Source organism: Candidatus Pantoea floridensis, assembly GCF_900215435.1.
GTDB classification, from domain to species: Bacteria; Pseudomonadota; Gammaproteobacteria; order Enterobacterales; family Enterobacteriaceae; genus Pantoea; species Pantoea floridensis.
This window is the reverse complement of the sequence record NZ_OCMY01000001.1, coordinates 2,910,238-2,928,901: the sequence shown is the minus strand read 5'-3', so window position 1 is coordinate 2,928,901 and position 18,664 is coordinate 2,910,238. Positions and strand designations below refer to the sequence as shown.

Here is an 18,664-nt window from a genome sequence, read left to right as displayed (position 1 = left end):
GATACCTGAAAGGATCTATGTTCGTTTTCGCGATCGTGGCGCTGTTCGCCTACTCCCTCAGCCTTGCATTGATCATTCCCAGCCTGCTTAAACGCAATGGTGGCTGGCGTCGTTTTGCCGTACTTTCAGCCTGCGTGGCGCTGATTGCGCACGCCGTTGCCTTGCAGCAGCGCATTTTTGCCGTCGATAACGGGCAAAACCTTAGCCTGCTGAATATTGGCTCGTTAGTTAGCCTGCTGATCTGCGCCATCATGACGATTGTCGCCTCGCGTAATCGCGGCTGGCTGCTGCTACCGATTGTTTACGGCTTTGCGCTGATCAATCTGGCCTTTGCCACTTTTGTGCCGAATGCCTTTATCACTCATCTGGAAACCACTCCGGGCATGATGGTGCACATCGGCCTGTCGCTGTTTGCCTATGCCACGCTAATTATTGCTGCACTTTATGCATTGCAGTTGGCGTGGATTGACTACCAGCTGAAAAATAAGAAGCTGGCTTTCACCCAGGATATGCCACCGCTGCTCAGTATTGAGCGTAAGATGTTTCACATTACGCAAATCGGCGTGGTGCTATTAACGCTGGTGCTCTGCACCGGTCTGTTCTTTATGCACAACCTGTTTAGCGCCGAGAACGTGGATAAGGCGGTTCTCTCCATCATTGCCTGGTTTGTCTATATTGTTTTGCTCTGGGGACACTATCACGAAGGCTGGCGCGGACGCCGCGTCGTATGGTTTAACTGCGGCGGTGCGCTGCTGCTGACCATGGCCTACTTTGGCAGTCGCGTGCTTCAGCACCTGCTCACATCTCACTAAGGATTTTGTGTTGGAACACGTTTCAACCACCACGCTGATCATTACGCTGGTCATCATGGTGCTGGTCTCTGCGTATTTCTCCGGTTCAGAGACCGGTATGATGACGCTCAACCGTTACAAACTGCGCCATAAAGCGAAAAGCGGTAACCGCGGCGCACGCCGTGTGGAAAAATTACTGCGTCGCCCCGATCGCCTGATCAGCCTGGTTTTAATCGGCAACAACCTCGTCAATATCCTCGCTTCCGCTCTCGGCACTATTGTTGGTATGCGCCTGTATGGCGATGCTGGCGTAGCGATTGCTACCGGTATCCTGACGTTTGTGGTGCTGGTATTTGCTGAAGTGCTGCCGAAGACGATTGCTGCGCTCTATCCAGAGAAGGTGGCCTATCCAAGCAGTGTGTTACTGGCGCCACTGCAATATGTGATGCTGCCGCTGGTGTGGCTGCTGAATACCATCACCAAGATTTTAATGCGTATGGTGGGCATTAAAACCGATGGTTCAATCAATTCAGCGCTCAGCAAAGAAGAGCTGCGCACCATTGTGCATGAGTCACGCTCGCTGATGTCGCGTCGCAATCAGGACATGCTGCTCTCAGTACTCGATCTGGAGAAAGTCAGCGTGGACGACATTATGGTGCCACGCAATGAAATCGTCGGCATCAACGTTAATGACGACTGGAAATCCATTGTGCGTCAACTTAGTCATTCGCCACATGGACGCATCGTTCTGTTCCGCGATTCACTGGACGATTGCGTCGGCATGCTGCGCGTACGTGAAGCATGGCGCATGATGACCGAGAAAAAAGAGTTCAACAAAGATCGTCTGTTGCGTGCTGCCGATGAAATTTACTATGTGCCTGAAGGCACGCCGCTTAACGTACAGCTGGTAAAATTTCAGCGTAATAAGAAGAAAGTCGGTCTTGTCGTGGATGAATATGGTGATATCAAAGGATTAGTGACCATTGAAGACATTCTGGAAGAGATCGTGGGCGATTTCACCACTTCAATGTCGCCGTCTCTCGCCGAAGAGGTGATGCCGCAGAATGACGGCTCCGTTATCATTGAAGGCAGCGCCAACGTGCGTGAAATCAATAAAGCCTTCAACTGGACATTGCCGGAAGAGGATGCCCGCACCATTAACGGCATGCTGCTGGAAGCGCTGGAAGAGATTCCGCTGGTCGATACGCGCGTTACGCTAGGTGCTTACGATATTGATATCCTCGATGTGCAGGACAACATGGTTAAGCAGATACGCATCACGCCGCATCATGCGCTGAAATCCTCCATTGGATCCTGAAGTCAGCAAACAAAAACGCCGCGATAATCGCGGCGTTTTTCATTGTGCATAAGCACCATTTCAACTAAATGTGCAGCTCTTTCAACTTCTCAGCCGGCAGCTTCAGATCTTCGTTGCGGTTCACGCCAATGTCGTGAGCCAGCACATTGCGCGCGATCTGCTGCGCTTCATCCAGTGAGTGCAGCTTGTAGCTACCGCATTGGTATTCGTTCAGTTCAGGAATCTGGCTCTGCTCTTTAACCTTCAGCACATCTTCCATCGCGCCTTTCCAGGCTTTTGCCACGCGCTGCTCGTCAGGCGTACCAATCAGGCTCATGTAGAAACCGGTGCGGCAGCCCATTGGCGAGATATCAACGATTTCTACGCCATCACCATTCAGGTGATTACGCATAAAGCCGGCAAACAGATGCTCCAGCGTATGAATGCCACGCTCAGTCAGAATGTCGATATTCGGACGGCAGAAACGCAGGTCGAAAACGGTGATGGTATCGCCATGCGGAGTCTTCATGGTTTTTGCTACGCGCACTGCGGGTGCGCCCATGATGGTGTGATCAACAGTAAAACTATCCAGTAGTGGCATACGTCACCTCCTGTTTTGGAATTTTTTTTAAAACGATGAAACTTTTCTGTTCGCCCAACGTCTGAATATATGAAAGACGCGCATTTGTTATCATCATCCCTGACAACAGAGATGTTAATTTTGGCCACATTGATGTGGCCATTTTCTTTTCTAGCCTTCGCGACCTGCAAGGTAGCTTTCGAAATCCAGCGTATCGCTCTCTTCCAGCTTCTCTTGTGCCTGTACCGATTCCCGCGCCTGACGACTAAAATCATCTTCAGTAAGAATTTCTAGCGACTCCTCGCACAACAGATGACGATATTGTTCCGCCAATGCCACGCCTGCGCCGGTCAAACCGTTTTCTTTGATGGCATGAAGGATGCGCGCCGAATAGGTTAGCTCAGGATCGTCAAATGATGCCACCAGTTGATCGCAAACCTGTTGATATTGCGTGTTGCCATGATTGCTGTCGAGGACTTCCGCCACGCGACGCAGATCGGCAAACAGAGCCTTGCCCACTTCAACCAGCGTGTGTTCTGTTTCGCTACAGCCCACAGCAATAACCTGACCCGGCTTACGCCCTTCCATCACGACGCGATTCCAGTTATTACGCGTACACAGAAGCTCATCTGAACTCATTTCTGGCGCATCGGCCAGCGTACACCAAATCAGGAACAGATCGAGGAAACGTGCCTGATCGGCATCTACACCGATTGCGGAGAATGGGTTGATATCCAGTGAGCGCACTTCTATGTATTCGATACCGCCGCGCAGCAACGCATCGGACGGTGCCTCGCCTGAACGCGTCACGCGTTTCGGACGAATCGGCGCATACAGCTCATTTTCAATCTGCAGTACATTGGTATTCAGCTGTAGCCAGTTGCCTTCGGCATCTTTGGTGCCCATCGCCGCATACTCTTCCGACGGCGTTTTAATCGCTGCTTTCAGAGCCGCTACGTAGCCTTCCAGCGAGTTGAAGGTGATGCCTAATCCGCTCTGCGATTTATTGGTGTAACCCAGATCGCTTAAGCGCAATGACGTAGCGTGAGGTAGCCACAACGTCCCCTTGCCATCAGTTTCAAACGGCAACGTACTTTCACGCCCCTGCAGGAAAGAGGAGCAGATTGCCGGTGATGCACCAAACAGATACGGAATCACCCAGCCAAAGCGATAATAGTTGCGAATTAAGCGCAGATAGCCAGCAGAGATGGTCTCTTTACCGCTTTCTGCATCTTTCACATCCGCCCATTCCTGCCAGAACGACAGCGGCAGCGAAAAGTTGTAATGCACGCCAGAGATGATCTGCATTAGCGCGCTGTAACGGTTTTTAAGCCCCTGTCGATACAACGTTTTCATTTTGCCGATATTCGAGCTGCCATACTGCGCTAGCTCAATGCTATTAACGTCATCAATGTAGCCAGGCATGCTAAACGGCCACAAACGTTCCTCGCCCAATTCACGCGCCACATGACGGTGAATATCACGCAGGAAGGCCAGCGATCGATCGATGTCCTGATCAACTGGCGTGATGAACTCCATCAGCGTTTCAGCAAAATCGGTGGTAATCCAATCGTGCTTGAGCGCGGAACCGAGTGACTCAGGATGTCCTGTCGTTGCCAGGTGACCATCGGGCTTGACGCGTAATGATTCGCGCTCAATACCACGGCCGATACCCTTTAACGCGTCAGGATGCGCTTCCAGCCAGGAAAGCGCCTTTGATACGTCCGGGATCACATTAACCTCCCGCTGTGTGAATAATTTATTTTTGTTCAGCATAATGTTAACCGTAGCCTCGAATCTGTGCGAATCAATGCCACCATTGCAAAGTTTGTAAGGTGGCAGTCGCGATAACGATATAACGCAGCGTTTTACCGATGGTGAGGAACAGCACCGAAGGCAGCCAGGCAAAGCGTAACCAACCTGCAAGCACGCAAAGTAAGTCGCCCACTACCGGCAGCCAGCTAAAAATCAGTGCTGCAGGTCCCAATCGGTGTAACCACGTCATTGCTGTGTCGTGCCATCGCCCTTGCTTTTTAAGCGGCATCAGGCGACCAAGAAGAATGTTGGTCAGGCCACCCAGCGTGTTTCCCACTGATGCGGCCAATAACAATCCATAAACCGAGCCCTTTTGAGCGATCAGCAGTGCTACCAGCACTGCTTCCGAGCTTCCCGGTAACAGGGTTGCGCTCAGAAAGCTACTGCCGAATAACGATCCATAGGTCAGGAATTCATTCACAGTAAACGGACATCAACCACGTCCATGCCTGCTGCTTTAGCGGCTTGTACGCCAAAGTCAGCATCCTCAAACACCACACAGCGCTCGGGCGCGATACCCATCAATTCGGCGCAGCGTAAAAAGGTATCCGGTTGCGGTTTATGACGCTGTACGTCATCAGCCCCGACAACCGCATCAAACAGGTGGTAAACACCTAACTCTTCAAGCAGTGCTTTCGCCAGACTGTGCTCGCTGCCGGTGCCTACCGCCATCGGACGACGACCATGATAAGCCTTGACGACGTCCATCAACGGAAGCGGGCGCACATCATCCAACAGCATTGCTTTCAGTGCAGCGGTTTTTTCCGCCGCCAGCAGATGTGGATCGTGACTGGCATTATTCTGCTCAACAATGAACTGCGCCAGTTGCCAGGTTGGCGCACCGTTGAAACCCACCATTTTTTCTTCATCCATGGTGAAACCATAGCGGCTCAACACCTGCTGCCAGGCTTTTCGATGTGTCGGCTCAGTATCGAGAATGGTGCCGTCCATATCGAAAATCAGGGCGTCATATTGGTCGTACATTGTCACTCCGTCGAGTACCACAAAATGAGCCATTACTTTAGCTTAATGCGCTCAGGTTGTCGCCAGGCGCGCTTAACCGCAAATGCTTTGAAAGCATTAGCATTTTTCGTTTTAGGAAAAAGGTCAGAGTGCAATGCCGGGGATAAACGGCGGTAATTACAGCGTTTTTTAGTGGACTGAGAGATTGATGTTGGAGGATTCAGAAACTGAGTGTCAAAAACTGAGAGATATTGAAGAAGTGATGGTGCATCCAGGAGGATTACTCGGCTATCGCTCGCCCTTCGGGCCGTTGCTAAAGCAACGTTATCCTCCTTAGTGCTTACTGAACGTTTATCACGTCATGACACACTGAGGCACTTTCCATATCCGAGAATATGGTGCATCCAGGAGGATTCGAACCTCCGACCGCTCGGTTCGTAGCCGAGTACTCTATCCAGCTGAGCTATGGATGCATTGAGGTTTTCTTACGATGGACTAACTGAAACAACCTGAGGATGATACGAAGAATGGTGCATCCAGGAGGATTACTCGGCTATCGCCTTGCCCTTCGGGCCGTTGCTAAAGCAACGTTATCCTCCTTAGTGCTTACTGAACGTTTATCACGTCATGACACACTGAGGCACTTTCCATATCCGAGAATATGGTGCATCCAGGAGGATTCGAACCTCCGACCGCTCGGTTCGTAGCCGAGTACTCTATCCAGCTGAGCTATGGATGCATTGAGGTTTTCTTACGATGGACTAACTGAAACAACCTGAGGATGATACGAAGAATGGTGCATCCAGGAGGATTCGAACCTCCGACCGCTCGGTTCGTAGCCGAGTACTCTATCCAGCTGAGCTATGGATGCATCGAATTAATTCTTGTACAACGCAGGGTGCTAACAACTCACCATGAAAGGAACTGCTCGTTCATTCTTACTTCATCTTTCCGAATGGTGCATCCAGGAGGATTCGAACCTCCGACCGCTCGGTTCGTAGCCGAGTACTCTATCCAGCTGAGCTATGGATGCATCGGAAATGGCGGTGAGGCGGGGATTCGAACCCCGGATGCAGCTTTTGACCGCATACTCCCTTAGCAGGGGAGCGCCTTCAGCCTCTCGGCCACCTCACCTTACGCGTTCTTCCGAACCGTGCTTCTGAACTTGTTTCTGCTCATCGGCACTGCGTGGCGCACATATTACTTTCCCGGACTTATAAGTCAAACATTTATTTCCAGCCATTTGTTTGATTGCACAAATGACACTCAATTCGGATGTTTTGACGACAAAAAGAGTGATTTATCAACAAAGAAAGGACATTACAGATAATAAAATGGGAACAAAGACATTCAGGAACGCGAAAGGAAGATGAGAGAGAAAGAGAGAGAAAAGGCAGAAAGATAGAGGAAACCGGTAGCGCCTCGCTGATTAGCGAGGCGCTGAATCCGTTAGTAACTCGTTTGCTGAGTTTTTTCGGCTTGAATACGCTGATAGATCTCTTCGCGATGTACCGAAACTTCTTTAGGCGCGTTAACACCAATGCGGACTTGGTTACCCTTAACACCCAGCACCGTTACAGTCACCTCATCGCCAATCATGAGGGTTTCACCAACTCGACGAGTTAGAATAAGCATTCTTTGCTCCTTGAAAGATTAAAAGAGTCGGGCTTGTTCGGTCTCCCGGCCGTATCCATCATATAACGCTGAACAATGCCTATGACAAATACACCATTGTGCTTCGCCATGCCAATACATTCTGCTGATAGTTAGTTTAGCCGAAATACACTACATCAACCGGACTTTGTCATTACCTGGTGCGCACCGCGTTAAAAAAGCGCCAGAAAACGGGCTTCTGGCGCTTATCACAATGCGAAGTTTTATACGTTACAGTCGGTTACTGACCCATTCCTGCACGCCAGCCAGCGCGCCAGCCAGCGCCTGCGGATCGGTTCCGCCTGCCTGAGCCATATCTGGGCGACCACCGCCTTTACCGCCAACCTGAGAGGCCAGTTCGCCCACCAGTTCGCCAGCTTTTACGCGGTCAGTGAGATCTTTGGTCACGCCAGCAATCAGTGAAACTTTTCCTTCATCAACGGTTGCCAGCACGATAATGGCAGAACCTAACTGGTTTTTCAGATCGTCAACCATGGTACGCAACATTTTTGGCTCAACATTGCTCAGTTCTTTCACTAACAACTTAGTGCCTTTAATTTCAACTGCTTTGCTGCTCAGTGAAGCGCTTTCCTGCGCTGCTTGCTGATCGCGAAGTTGTTGTAACTCTTTTTCCAGCGCGCGGACGTGATCAACCAGGCCGCGCACTTTCTCGTTGAGATTACTGCTGTTGGCCTTCACCAGCTGCGCGACATCCTGCAACTGTTGGCTCTGCGCATTAATTTGCGCCAGTGCGCCTTCACCCGTTACGGCTTCGATACGACGTACACCGGCCGCAGTACCCGATTCAGACTGAATACGGAACAGACCGATATCACCGGTACGAAGTGCGTGGATACCACCACACAGCTCGGTAGAGAAATCGCCCATGGTCAGCACACGGACGCGCTGATCATATTTCTCGCCAAACAGCGCCATTGCGCCTTTCTGTTTCGCGTCGTCGAGGTCCATGATCTCCGTTTCAACCGCAAGGTTGCGGCGAATCTGCGCATTGACAATATCCTCAACCTGACGGATTTCCTGCGGCTTCATCGCCTCAAAATGCGAGAAGTCGAAACGCAGATACTTGTCGTTAACCAGTGAGCCTTTCTGTCCAACGTGGTCACCTAAAACCTGACGCAGCGCAGCATGCAGCAAGTGCGTGGCGGAGTGGTTCAGTCGAATGCGTGCGCGGCGAGCTTCATCAACCTGCGCATGTAAACGATCGCCAACGCGTAATTGACCGTGGCTCAGCTTACCGATATGACCAATTGCTTTACCATACTTCTGCGTATCCTGAACGCTAAATTCAGCATTCTGCCCAGTCAGCACGCCGGTATCGCCAACCTGTCCACCCGACTCGCCGTAAAATGGCGTTTCCTCGAGAACGACAACCGCATCCTGGCCTGCGTCAATCTGCTCAACTTGCTGGCCATCAACGAACAGCGCCTGAACAACAGCATTCAGTTCCAGATGGTCATAACCTTTAAAGTTGGTCGCAGCGTCAATGCGGATAACATTGTTGTAGTCAGCACCAAAACCACTGGCTTCACGCGCGCGCTGGCGTTGTTGTTCCATTGCCGCTTCAAAGCCCGCTTCATCGATCTTCAGATTGCGTTCGCGGCACACATCAGCCGTCAGATCCGCCGGGAAGCCGAAGGTATCGTACAAACGGAAGACCGTTTCGCCGTCAAGCGTATCGCCCTGCAATTTCGCCAGTTCATCATCCAGCAGCGCCAGTCCACGCTCCAGAGTTTTAGCAAACTGCTCTTCTTCATTTTTCAGCGCATTTTCAACATGCTTCTGCTGACGCTTCAGATCTTCACCCGCTGCGCCCATCACTTCAATCAATGGCGCTACCAGCTTGTAAAAGAAGGCATCTTTCGCCCCCAGCATGTTGCCATGACGCACTGCGCGACGAATGATACGACGCAATACATAGCCGTGGTTTTCATTCGACGGGATCACACCATCGGCGATCAGGAAGGCGCAAGAGCGAATATGGTCAGCAATAACGCGCAGCGACTTATTATCCAGATCGGTCGCACCAGTCACCTGCGCAACGGATTTGATCAATTTGGCAAAAAGGTCGATTTCGTAGTTGGAGTTAACGTGCTGCAACACCGCAGCAATACGCTCCAGCCCCATACCGGTATCGACGGAAGGTTTTGGCAGCGGCTGCATGGTACCGTCGGCCTGACGGTTAAACTGCATAAAGACGATGTTCCAGATCTCGATGTAACGATCGCCATCCTCTTCCGGGCTGCCCGGAGGGCCACCCCAGATATGATCGCCATGATCGTAGAAAATCTCGGTGCACGGGCCACAAGGGCCAGTGTCGCCCATCTGCCAGAAATTATCAGATGCGTAGGCGCTGCCTTTGTTGTCACCGATACGGATAATACGCTCACGCGGTACACCAATATCGTTGGCCCAAATTTCAAAGGCTTCATCGTCAGTTTCATAGACGGTCACCCAGAGACGCTCTTTTGGCAGCTTAAACCACTGCTCACCCGTCAGCAGTTCCCATGCATAAGCGATCGCCTCTTTCTTGAAGTAATCGCCAAAGCTGAAGTTGCCCAACATTTCAAAGAAGGTGTGGTGACGCGCCGTGTAGCCCACGTTTTCTAAATCGTTATGCTTGCCACCGGCACGTACACAACGTTGGGACGTAGTTGCACGGCTATAGTCGCGCTTGTCCTGCCCGAGGAAAACGTCTTTAAACTGGACCATTCCGGCATTGGTAAACAGCAATGTCGGATCGTTGTTTGGCACGAGGGAGCTACTAGCTACAACCTGATGCCCCTTGCTATGAAAAAAATCGAGAAACGCTTGACGGATCTCAGCAGTGCTCTTGCTCATAAAATTCCTGGAATCACGCTAACGAACGTTCCCTTTCGCAGACAAACCACATCCATCCGGCCTGCCGCTGATTGAGGAACAAAAAGTGGGAATAAGATAAATTTTCTTCAGTGGGAAGTAAAATCACATCGCCTTTCAGTCGTCACTATTTCTGAAAACAGCCTGAATATCTTCCATCATAAAGCCTTTTGACATTAAAAAGCGCTGCACTTTGCTTTTCTCAGCCCAGGTTTGGGGCAATGGCTCGCCAAACTTGCGCCTGGCGAGATCGGCAGCACACTGGCTCCAGTCAACCTCTGTATCAAATAGAGCCTGGTTAATCTCGTCCCGGTCGATCCCTTTTTGCTGCAGCTCCATCCGGACGCGCTGAGGACCATACCCCTTGCGGGCACGGCTTTGAATGAAGCGTTCAGTAAAGCGCTGGTCGTTTAACCATCCGCTTTCCTGACACCAGTCGAGAACTTTATCCAGTAACTCTTCTGGAATCGGTATGTTTTCTTGCTGCTGTAGGTAAGCGGCGCGTTGGGAAGAGAGCTGAAGTTTACGCTTCAACTCTTCGCGGCTATGGTCACGCTGCGCAAGAATGCGCATGGCACGGTCGAGTAAACGGGAATATGTTGGTGCAGGTGCCGCTGATGATGATGACATGTGATCAACCTTGTTCTAACCGTCGTGCAGGGTCGCAGGGTAAAGCAAGAAGACGAGGAGGAAAAGCGCTGGCAGGGGAAAAGCAAAACGGGAGCATTTCTGCTCCCGTTGTTATTTTAGAAATCTTCGTTGGTTTCGCTAGCTTCTTCGCGATCCTCAGCAGAGATAGTCGTAGTCTCTGCCGCCGCGGCATCTCCGCTCAACAGCAAGTCACGTAACTTCTTGTCGATTTCATTAGCGATCGCCGGATTCTCTTTGAGGAAGTTGGTTGAGTTCGCTTTACCTTGACCAATTTTCTCACCGTTATAGCTGTACCACGCACCGGCTTTTTCAACCAGTTTGTGTTTCACGCCAAGATCCACCAATTCACCAAAGGTGTTAATACCTTCGCCGTACATGATCTGGAATTCAGCCTGCTTAAACGGTGCCGCAATTTTGTTCTTCACGACTTTCACGCGGGTTTCGCTACCCACCACTTCATCGCCCTCTTTGATCGCACCGATGCGGCGGATATCCAAGCGGACAGAGGCGTAGAATTTCAGTGCATTACCACCGGTTGTGGTTTCTGGGTTACCGAACATCACACCAATTTTCATACGAATCTGGTTGATGAAGATCAGCAGCGTGTTGGACTGCTTCAGGTTACCGGCCAGCTTACGCATCGCCTGGCTCATCATACGCGCGGCCAGACCCATGTGCGAATCACCGATCTCGCCTTCAATTTCCGCTTTAGGCGTCAGTGCTGCCACGGAGTCGACGATGATCACGTCAACCGCACCTGAGCGTGCCAGCGCATCACAGATCTCCAGCGCTTGCTCGCCGGTGTCCGGCTGCGAGCACAGCAGGTTGTCGATATCGACACCCAGTTTTTTCGCATACACGGGATCCAGCGCGTGTTCAGCATCGATAAAGGCGCAGGTTTTGCCTTTGCGCTGCGCGGCAGCAATAACCTGCAGGGTCAGCGTAGTTTTGCCTGAAGATTCTGGTCCGTAAATCTCAACGATACGTCCCATCGGCAAGCCACCCGCGCCAAGCGCGATATCCAGTGACAGTGAACCCGTAGAGATGGTTTCGACATCCATTGAGCGGTCTTCACCCAAGCGCATGATGGAGCCTTTACCAAATTGCTTCTCAATCTGGCCCAGTGCGGCAGCTAAAGCCTTCTGTTTATTCTCGTCGATCGCCATTTCTACTCCTAATCATGCTGGGTGAGCCGACATCAAGTATGTCGCTCGTTCTGTTGCTGCTAATTATACTGTATGGTCATACAGTATCAAGTTTAATTTGTCAGAAATTCATCAAGCAGTGTTTGTAGCGCCCAGGCTACTGACTGACGACGTACTGCATCCCGGTCACCGGCAAAGATCTTACGCTGCGCTAATACGCGCCCCTCTGGACCCGCAATAGCAAACCAGACGGTACCCACTGGTTTATCGACAGAGCCGCCATCCGGTCCCGCAATGCCACTGACAGCAATTGCGTATTCTGCCGACGCTGCCTGCCTGGCGCCACTTGCCATTTCACGCACAGTTTGTTCGCTAACGGCGCCATACTGCTCTAATGTCGTACGATGTACGCCCACCATCTGCTGCTTAGCTTCATTACTGTACGTCACGAAACCGCGCTCAAACCAGGCGGAGCTTCCGCTAATGTCAGTAAACACTTTGGCAATCCAGCCCCCGGTACACGATTCCGCCGCGGTTACCGTGGCCTTACGTCTCTTCAACTGCTCGCCAATGTGGCGACTTAAGTGCTGTAACTGTTCATCGTTCATTGGCTTCTCCCGGTGTGGCGCTTAACGTTAGCAGTAAATGGTGCGCCGAAAAGCCCTTTTCAACCTTGATCGACCAATTCTGCGCACTCGCTTCCAGTTACCTTAACGGGTTTTCACTGCAACCATAAACAGTCGCGGGAAAGCCAGCAAAACCCGGCCATCATTGCGAACAGGATAGGCAGGAATCAGTGCCTGATGGTAATCATGGAGAAAGGCAGCTTGCTGCGCTTCATCCAGCGCCGAGAGGAAAGGACGTAGCCCGGTGGCGCGCAACCAGGTAATGATGCCCTGCGTATCCGCCATCAGGTGATAATAGGTCGTACGCCAGATATCAACCTGACAGCCCGCATCAATTAACAGATCGTAATAGCGATCGGTGGTGAGCAGCCGTTTGCGGTCGGCCGCCTGCGGCGAAATCAGCCCCTGCCATTTTTCACTCGCAGCGACTTCACGCATCAAGCGGTGTGATGGTTCTTCAAGATTGTCGGGCATTTGAATAGCCAATACACCACCGACGGCAAGCTGGTTCACCAGATGTGGCAGTAAGGTAGGGTGATCGGTTAACCACTGTAATGAAGCGTTTGCATAGATGACCTGCTGCGGTTGCTCGGCTTGCCAGGTGCGAATATCCGCCTGCTGAAAATGGCAATTTGGTAGCCGCTCACGTGCCTGCACCAACATCGCTTCAGAGCTGTCAATGCCGGTTATCTGCGCATTCGGCCAGGCGTGGGTCAACAACTCCGTACTGTTTCCAGGGCCGCAGCCAAGATCGGTAGCAAAGCGCACATCTGTGTGCGGTATACGCTCCAATAGCTCTCGCGCCGGACGCGTACGCTCAGATTCGAATTGACGATACAACTGTGGATTCCAGTCTTGCATGGCAATGCTCCTGTCTTGGCTGAAGAGGCACACACTACCTGCTTTTCTCTTCAGAATAGAAAGAGAAAAGTGCGGTGCCTCACCTTTTTGGCCCCGCCGACTGGTTAGCGTACGTAGATGACACTAAATTAAAATGATGTTTCATTTTTATGATGGAGATAGCTATGTCTGCGCAACCTGTATTAACCGGCGTATGGTGTCCATCAGTGACGCCCTTTGACAGCAACAATAATCTGGATATGGATGCGCTCGGGCGACACTTTTCACGTCTCAGTCAATCGGGTATTGATACCCTGCTGTTGATGGGCAGCATTGGCGAGTTTGCATCGCTTACTCAGCAGGAGCGGCTATTACTGATACGCGAAGCGAGACAACTTTCGCCGCTGACGATGGTGGCCAATGTCTCAAGTACCTGCATCCCGGATATGTTGCAGCTAGCAAATGCCGCCTGGCAAAGCGGGTTTGATGCTGTGATGGTGTTACCCCCCTATTATTATGGGCAGACACAGAAACAGCTGCTGAGCTATTTCAAAGCTCTGGATAAACAGTTAGGCGGCAAATGGTTTGCCTATAATTTTCCTGCACGCACCGGCTGCGATTTAACGCCTAACCTGGTGGCGGAACTGGCGGCAGAGTTGCCTAATTTTATCGGTATTAAAGACACCATGGATTGTTTGTCGCACAACCGTGCGTTAATTGAAGAAACGAAAAAGGTGCGCAGCGATTTCACCGTGCTTTCCGGCTACGACGAATATTTACTGCCCAATCTTTTAGCGGGCGGATCCGGGGTGATTTCAGGATTGAACAATATTGTGCCCGAACTGTTTGCTCGCGCGATGCAGGCCTGGCGCGCGGACGATTTAGCACAGCTCTGTGAGATCCAACAGCACATCGGAAAACTGATGGCGATTTACAGCATTGGTGATGATTTTGTTACCACCATTAAAACTGCCGTTGCTCGCCGATTTGGCTCCATGAACGCTTACTCGCGCAATTATGGTGGCGAGCTGACAGCGGAACAGTGCGAGGACGTGGATCGTTTGCTGAGTTGAAACAGGCAGGACGGCGCAGTGCCGTCCTGTCATTAGTTCTTTTTCACAAACTCAGATTTGAGTTTCATCGGACCAAAGCCATCAATTTTGCAATCAATATTATGATCGCCTTCGACTAAGCGAATGCTTTTTACTTTGGTACCCATTTTCAGCGTGGTAGAGCTGCCTTTAACCTTAAGATCTTTGACCACGGTAACGCTATCGCCATCCACTAACAGGTTGCCATTCGCATCGCGGACCACTAAACCCTCCGCTGCATCATCGGCATTTGCGGTCCAGATATGTCCACAAGATGGGCAATTCAGGTTATCGCCATCTTGCCAGGTGTAATCAGCCTGGCAGGCAGGGCAAGCAGGTACGGTACTCATAAGCGCTCCTCAGAAGTCGGATGCGGTGAAGATGGCACCGCAAAAGGGGCGCCATCTTATACCCATACACTTTACATGGACAGCATTAAAACATGTTGCCCTGGCGCGCTTTCGCGACGGCTTCACCCAGCTGCCACACCGCCATGGCATAGTGCGTACTGTGGTTATAGCGCGTGATGGCGTAAAAGTTAGGCAGGCCATACCAATATTGATAACTGGTGCCGAGATCTAAACGCAATAAGCTAACCTGATTGTTTCCGTCCAGGGAGCCCTGCGGCGTTAAACCACTTGCGGCTAATGTGCTTACCGGGTAGCGGGTCTTAAAGCCATTCTCAAGTGCCGGAGCCTGACCGCTGGCGGGCACCGCTACGTTTTCGCCCGCACGCCAGCCATGTTCTTTGAAGTAATTAGCTACGCTGCCAATCGCATCAACCGGATCCCAAAGATTGATATGTCCGTCGCCATTAAAATCGACGGCATACTCTTTATATGAAGACGGCATAAACTGCCCATAGCCCATCGCCCCGGCAAATGAGCCGCGTAGATCCAGCGGATCATCTTGTTCTGTGCGCGCCATCAGCAGGAATGTCTCCAGTTCGCTGCTAAAGTAGGCCGCACGACGTGGATAGCTGAATGACAGCGTTGCTAATGCATCTAGCAGACGCGTTTTACCCATCACCCTGCCCCAACGTGTTTCCACGCCAATAATGCCGACAATGATTTCCGGCGGTACGCCGTAAACCTGCTGGGCGCGTTGGAGCGCATCCTGATACTGATTCCAGAATGCCACGCCATTCTGCACGTTATCCGGCGTAATGAATTTATTGCGATAGCGTATCCACGCGCCATTTGGACCGGTTGGCGGCGTATAGCTCGGGGCCTGCTGATCCATCAGACGTAACACGTAATCCAATCGCTTCGCCTGGCCAATAACGGCATGCAGTTGTTCACGGTTAAAGCCATGTTTTGCCACCATTTGGTCGATAAACTGCTCGGCGGCAGGGTTACCGGCAAAATCGCCAAACATGGGTTGAACAGCATGTGAAGGCTCAAGTAAGAAACCGCCTTTTGGTGCAGGAACAACGGCGGGTTGCTGATGGGATGCAGGCTTACTGCTGCAGGCAGCGAGCAGAATAATAAGCGGGAGAAGAGCAACCTTAAAACGCATTGGATATCCATAAGCCAAGTGAAAACGTAATCACTAATGGTAATCGTTCATCGGAGAGGGATACAGAGCTATGTCTTAAAAAGGTGTCATTTTTTCGCCGTTTTAGAGGATTGCAATAATCATGTATGCCATATCCGCGATTCTTGCTACCTCGAGCAGGAAGAGCTGATTTTTTTTACACTCAAAACTTAAGCATTTTCCCACACAAGTCCAGGACATCCCCCTGTTGCCGCTAAAACGAAAAAGAATTTAAACTATCTACAGCGGCAGCCTTAAAATATTACAGGCAATTATCTTCAACAGCACTCAGCGCTGATTTTAGAATAACGAGTGTAGCAATAGCAGATTTATGCGCGGCATAAAGAATAGTATTTAATGTCACTTTTGTTTTTGGAAGTAACATTTAAAAAAATCAAAAAAATGATATGTAAGAAGGATAACCAGGGAACAAAATGAAAACGAGAACCTCACTGTTCTATTTTATTCTGGTGACATTATTAATAATCTCAGACTCAGCTTTAGCCGTTTGTAAATGGATGCCCGGCCACACCGGACCGGTAAAAACCTCAGTAAACTTTGGTGATATATATGTCCCCCGCGACGCACCGATTGGGCACATTGTGGCGTCTAAATATGTATTAGGATCAAATAATGCTGTGTTTGTGTGTACCACGGACTGGACTTGGGGGGGAAGAACAGTGCTTTTCAATACGCTAAGTTCATATGGCAACCGGGTATTCAATACTAACATTAGTGGTATTGGGATCAGGATTAAGCAGTCAGGAGCCAATGAATGGGCATATCCTTTTGAAGAAAAGGGCGAAGCAGATAATCCATTCTTTTTACTCAGTTACCAGGTTGAACTAGTCAAAACGAGTGCTAACTCGGTTGGAGCAGGTGAAATTACAACGGGAGAAATTGGTCGGGCGCTGAGTGTGACTGATCCAAGATATTACACCTCATTGTCCTTAACCGGCAGTAATAAAATCATTCCTGTGGCCTGCAGCGTAAAAAATACGGTAATTGATGTCAAACTCGCTAATGTAAGTAGTTTAGACTTTAAGGGCGTTGGAACCACAGCTAAACCGAAAGGGTTTAATATTGACCTCGACTGTGATGAAAATGTCAGAGTCAGCGTTACGCTTGATGGCCCCATCGCTGGTCCAGCTAGTGTCTTAGCCTTAAATGCAGGTGAAGATCAGGCGAAAGGGATTGGCATTCAGTTATTAAAAGGTACAACACCTATAAAATTGGGTTCGCCAGTAGATTTCGGCACGGTGACTAAAGCGGGAAACTTTAGTGTGCCATTAATTGCTCGCTATTATCAGCTCAGCGACCCTATTGATGGTGGAACCGCCAATGCCAACGCAACATTTACTATGGCCTATAATTGAGGCGACCAAACCCCAAGCAAAATTAATCTCCTCCCACTTTTTTGCGTTACCTGCCGGGAAAGATACAACAATTAGCCCATTTTGATAGGCATGTCATTCACCTCTACTCCCGTTCCGAAGTGATTGCTTAGACAAGCGTGTAATCTTGCGAGCCGCCTCGCGTGCGTGACCAAAACTAGCAAAATCCGATGCATTTCCGGTGGTTACTCTGTTAACGTCTTTCCCGCTGGATATGCATCGAGAGAAAGGCCAGGCCGTTTGGGTAACACATCCCTCTATCCTCAATCCCGCTGGTGAAACTCAGTTGTTGTCAGTGATAAGATACGGCTAATGGTAATCATTTCTGGTTTGATGTTAACCGGTCGCATTTTGACCGCAGTCGGCCATGATGATGATTTTCACTTACTTTTGCCTCCATCCGTTCAGCACCACCAGGCACTCTTCTGCAAAGTAACCTGGATACTTTAGAGATAAAATTTCGATTTTAGGAAGTTAAATCAAAAGCTTATGGTTAGCCATTACGTGCACCTGAAATCAATAAAACAAGTTAGGGTATTATGAAAGAGTCTATTGACAAGGATCTGGCCATCCACACGCCCATGATGCAGCAGTATTAAGAATGAGTTGATAACTAAATGATTATAAAAAAAATAAATGGAGGTAATTACTGCTGAGCTACCTAAGGAATACTTATTTTGAATGGATTTTGCTAAGAAAAACTTCAAACAGTGCAAAATAAACCCTAAAACTCATGTTTTATGTTAAGAGACATAATGCTTACAGGGTATAAAGAGTCTTCAAAATATATATCAGATCCTTTTTCTGATACTTACATCTTCTTCACTAACAACAATCGATTTTATTTTAATCTTTTCTTCTTCAGCAATCTTTTTTTCTATAATACCTCTAACTTTATCAATATCTACATCGAATACTAAAGAAGATAAGAACCACCAATCAACACTTTTATATTCGGCAAGTTCGGTCAATTCAAAACCATGAACAATAGTAAAAAGCTTTAAACACTCTTCCGAGTTGTAAAAATCTCTGAGCATGATATAAACAACATCCTCAGCAGGGTACATTTCATAGTCCTCAATTATATTGATTTTCTCAAGGAATGCCTGCAAATCATTATGAATCTTTGCTAAAAACACCTTAGCACCTTCTAAGGATAAACTTTCTTTTTCTAAAGCTATTTCACCTTTCATTTAACTCTCCTTTTTTATTTTTATTTAACACAAATTATAAACATGTCAATACTATAATTGTCATCTGAAAATTATCATTACTTAAAATAGTTGAAATTTATTTTATTCTCACTTAGTAAGAACTACCCCTATCAAAAAGCTAAAAATTTCAGAAAGGAATTTTTAAGGCAAATATTAATAGTTTTTAAATCAACCACCTGAAAATTTGCCAA

17 protein-coding genes and 5 tRNA genes are annotated in these 18,664 nt (G+C 49.4%); 4 read left to right on the top strand and 18 right to left on the bottom strand.

Annotated features, from left to right (window positions below; translation table 11 throughout):
• Nucleotides 1-17: 17 nt before the first annotated feature.
• Both CRO19_RS13665 and CRO19_RS13660 read left to right on the top strand, forming a co-directional pair.
• Nucleotides 18-812: a cytochrome C assembly family protein gene (locus CRO19_RS13665; protein ID WP_007893311.1), complete on the top strand. Its 795-nt coding sequence runs from the start codon at nt 18-20 to the stop codon at nt 810-812.
• 10 nt (nt 813-822) lie between these two features.
• Complete coding sequence (locus tag CRO19_RS13660) at nt 823-2,109, top strand: HlyC/CorC family transporter (RefSeq protein ID WP_097096311.1); 1,287 nt, start codon at nt 823-825, stop codon at nt 2,107-2,109.
• Nucleotides 2,110-2,173: 64 nt separating this feature from the next.
• On the opposite strand, the gene luxS is transcribed toward CRO19_RS13660, so the two are convergent.
• The 15 genes from luxS to tam form a co-directional block, all read right to left on the bottom strand.
• Nucleotides 2,174-2,689, bottom strand: coding sequence for an S-ribosylhomocysteine lyase (gene luxS / locus CRO19_RS13655; RefSeq protein WP_097096310.1), 516 nt, complete (start codon nt 2,687-2,689; stop codon nt 2,174-2,176).
• Between the two features lie 150 nt (nt 2,690-2,839).
• On the bottom strand, nt 2,840-4,444 hold the full coding sequence (gene gshA / locus CRO19_RS13650) for a glutamate--cysteine ligase (RefSeq protein ID WP_097096309.1): 1,605 nt from the start codon (nt 4,442-4,444) through the stop codon (nt 2,840-2,842).
• A gap of 31 nt (nt 4,445-4,475) precedes the next feature.
• Nucleotides 4,476-4,904 (bottom strand): YqaA family protein, encoded by a 429-nt coding sequence (locus CRO19_RS13645; protein WP_097096308.1) that lies wholly within the window; start codon nt 4,902-4,904, stop codon nt 4,476-4,478.
• The gene (gene yqaB, locus CRO19_RS13640) at nt 4,901-5,467 is read right to left on the bottom strand and encodes a fructose-1-phosphate/6-phosphogluconate phosphatase (protein ID WP_097096307.1); all 567 of its coding nucleotides are present in this window, start codon (nt 5,465-5,467) and stop codon (nt 4,901-4,903) included. Before yqaB ends, CRO19_RS13645 begins: the two co-directional genes overlap by 4 nt.
• 375 nt (nt 5,468-5,842) lie before the next feature.
• Nucleotides 5,843-5,919 (bottom strand) — tRNA-Arg (locus tag CRO19_RS13635).
• A 189-nt stretch (nt 5,920-6,108) separates the two neighbouring features.
• A tRNA-Arg gene (locus tag CRO19_RS13630) sits at nt 6,109-6,185 on the bottom strand.
• A 55-nt stretch (nt 6,186-6,240) separates the two neighbouring features.
• Nucleotides 6,241-6,317: transfer RNA gene (locus CRO19_RS13625), tRNA-Arg, on the bottom strand.
• A gap of 85 nt (nt 6,318-6,402) precedes the next feature.
• A tRNA-Arg gene (locus tag CRO19_RS13620) sits at nt 6,403-6,479 on the bottom strand.
• Nucleotides 6,480-6,487: 8 nt separating this feature from the next.
• Nucleotides 6,488-6,580, bottom strand: a tRNA-Ser gene (locus CRO19_RS13615).
• Nucleotides 6,581-6,895: 315 nt separating this feature from the next.
• Complete coding sequence (csrA, locus tag CRO19_RS13610) at nt 6,896-7,081, bottom strand: carbon storage regulator CsrA (protein WP_004155916.1); 186 nt, start codon at nt 7,079-7,081, stop codon at nt 6,896-6,898.
• Between the two features lie 249 nt (nt 7,082-7,330).
• The gene (alaS, locus tag CRO19_RS13605; RefSeq protein WP_097096306.1) at nt 7,331-9,958 is read right to left on the bottom strand and encodes an alanine--tRNA ligase; all 2,628 of its coding nucleotides are present in this window, start codon (nt 9,956-9,958) and stop codon (nt 7,331-7,333) included.
• Nucleotides 9,959-10,093: 135 nt separating this feature from the next.
• Nucleotides 10,094-10,606, bottom strand: a complete 513-nt coding sequence (locus tag CRO19_RS13600) for a regulatory protein RecX (RefSeq protein ID WP_176519154.1) — start codon at nt 10,604-10,606, stop codon at nt 10,094-10,096.
• Nucleotides 10,607-10,722: 116 nt separating this feature from the next.
• On the bottom strand, nt 10,723-11,793 hold the full coding sequence (gene recA / locus CRO19_RS13595) for a recombinase RecA (protein ID WP_097096305.1): 1,071 nt from the start codon (nt 11,791-11,793) through the stop codon (nt 10,723-10,725).
• A gap of 92 nt (nt 11,794-11,885) precedes the next feature.
• The gene (pncC, locus tag CRO19_RS13590; RefSeq protein WP_097096304.1) at nt 11,886-12,380 is read right to left on the bottom strand and encodes a nicotinamide-nucleotide amidase; all 495 of its coding nucleotides are present in this window, start codon (nt 12,378-12,380) and stop codon (nt 11,886-11,888) included.
• A gap of 102 nt (nt 12,381-12,482) precedes the next feature.
• Nucleotides 12,483-13,259 carry a trans-aconitate 2-methyltransferase gene (tam, locus tag CRO19_RS13585; RefSeq protein ID WP_097096303.1) on the bottom strand — a complete coding sequence of 259 codons (777 nt, stop codon included), beginning with the start codon at nt 13,257-13,259 and terminating at the stop codon, nt 12,483-12,485.
• Between the two features lie 164 nt (nt 13,260-13,423).
• Between tam and CRO19_RS13580 the strand changes: the two genes are divergently transcribed.
• Complete coding sequence (locus tag CRO19_RS13580) at nt 13,424-14,311, top strand: dihydrodipicolinate synthase family protein (protein WP_097096302.1); 888 nt, start codon at nt 13,424-13,426, stop codon at nt 14,309-14,311.
• 32 nt (nt 14,312-14,343) lie between these two features.
• Here the strand turns inward: CRO19_RS13580 and CRO19_RS13575 are convergent, their stop codons facing one another.
• Both CRO19_RS13575 and mltB read right to left on the bottom strand, forming a co-directional pair.
• A complete protein-coding gene (locus CRO19_RS13575) occupies nt 14,344-14,679 on the bottom strand; it encodes a zinc ribbon domain-containing protein YjdM (RefSeq protein WP_097096301.1) in 336 nt (111 codons plus the stop codon).
• Nucleotides 14,680-14,764: 85 nt separating this feature from the next.
• Entirely contained in the window at nt 14,765-15,847 is a 1,083-nt protein-coding gene (mltB, locus tag CRO19_RS13570) for a lytic murein transglycosylase B (RefSeq protein ID WP_097096300.1), read from the bottom strand.
• Nucleotides 15,848-16,299: 452 nt separating this feature from the next.
• On the opposite strand from mltB, the gene CRO19_RS13565 reads away from it, so the two are divergent.
• Nucleotides 16,300-17,241 carry a fimbrial protein gene (locus tag CRO19_RS13565; protein WP_097096299.1) on the top strand — a complete coding sequence of 314 codons (942 nt, stop codon included), beginning with the start codon at nt 16,300-16,302 and terminating at the stop codon, nt 17,239-17,241.
• A gap of 809 nt (nt 17,242-18,050) precedes the next feature.
• On the opposite strand, the gene CRO19_RS13560 is transcribed toward CRO19_RS13565, so the two are convergent.
• On the bottom strand, nt 18,051-18,452 hold the full coding sequence (locus CRO19_RS13560; protein WP_097096298.1) for a hypothetical protein: 402 nt from the start codon (nt 18,450-18,452) through the stop codon (nt 18,051-18,053).
• Between the last annotated feature and the right edge of the window lie 212 nt (nt 18,453-18,664).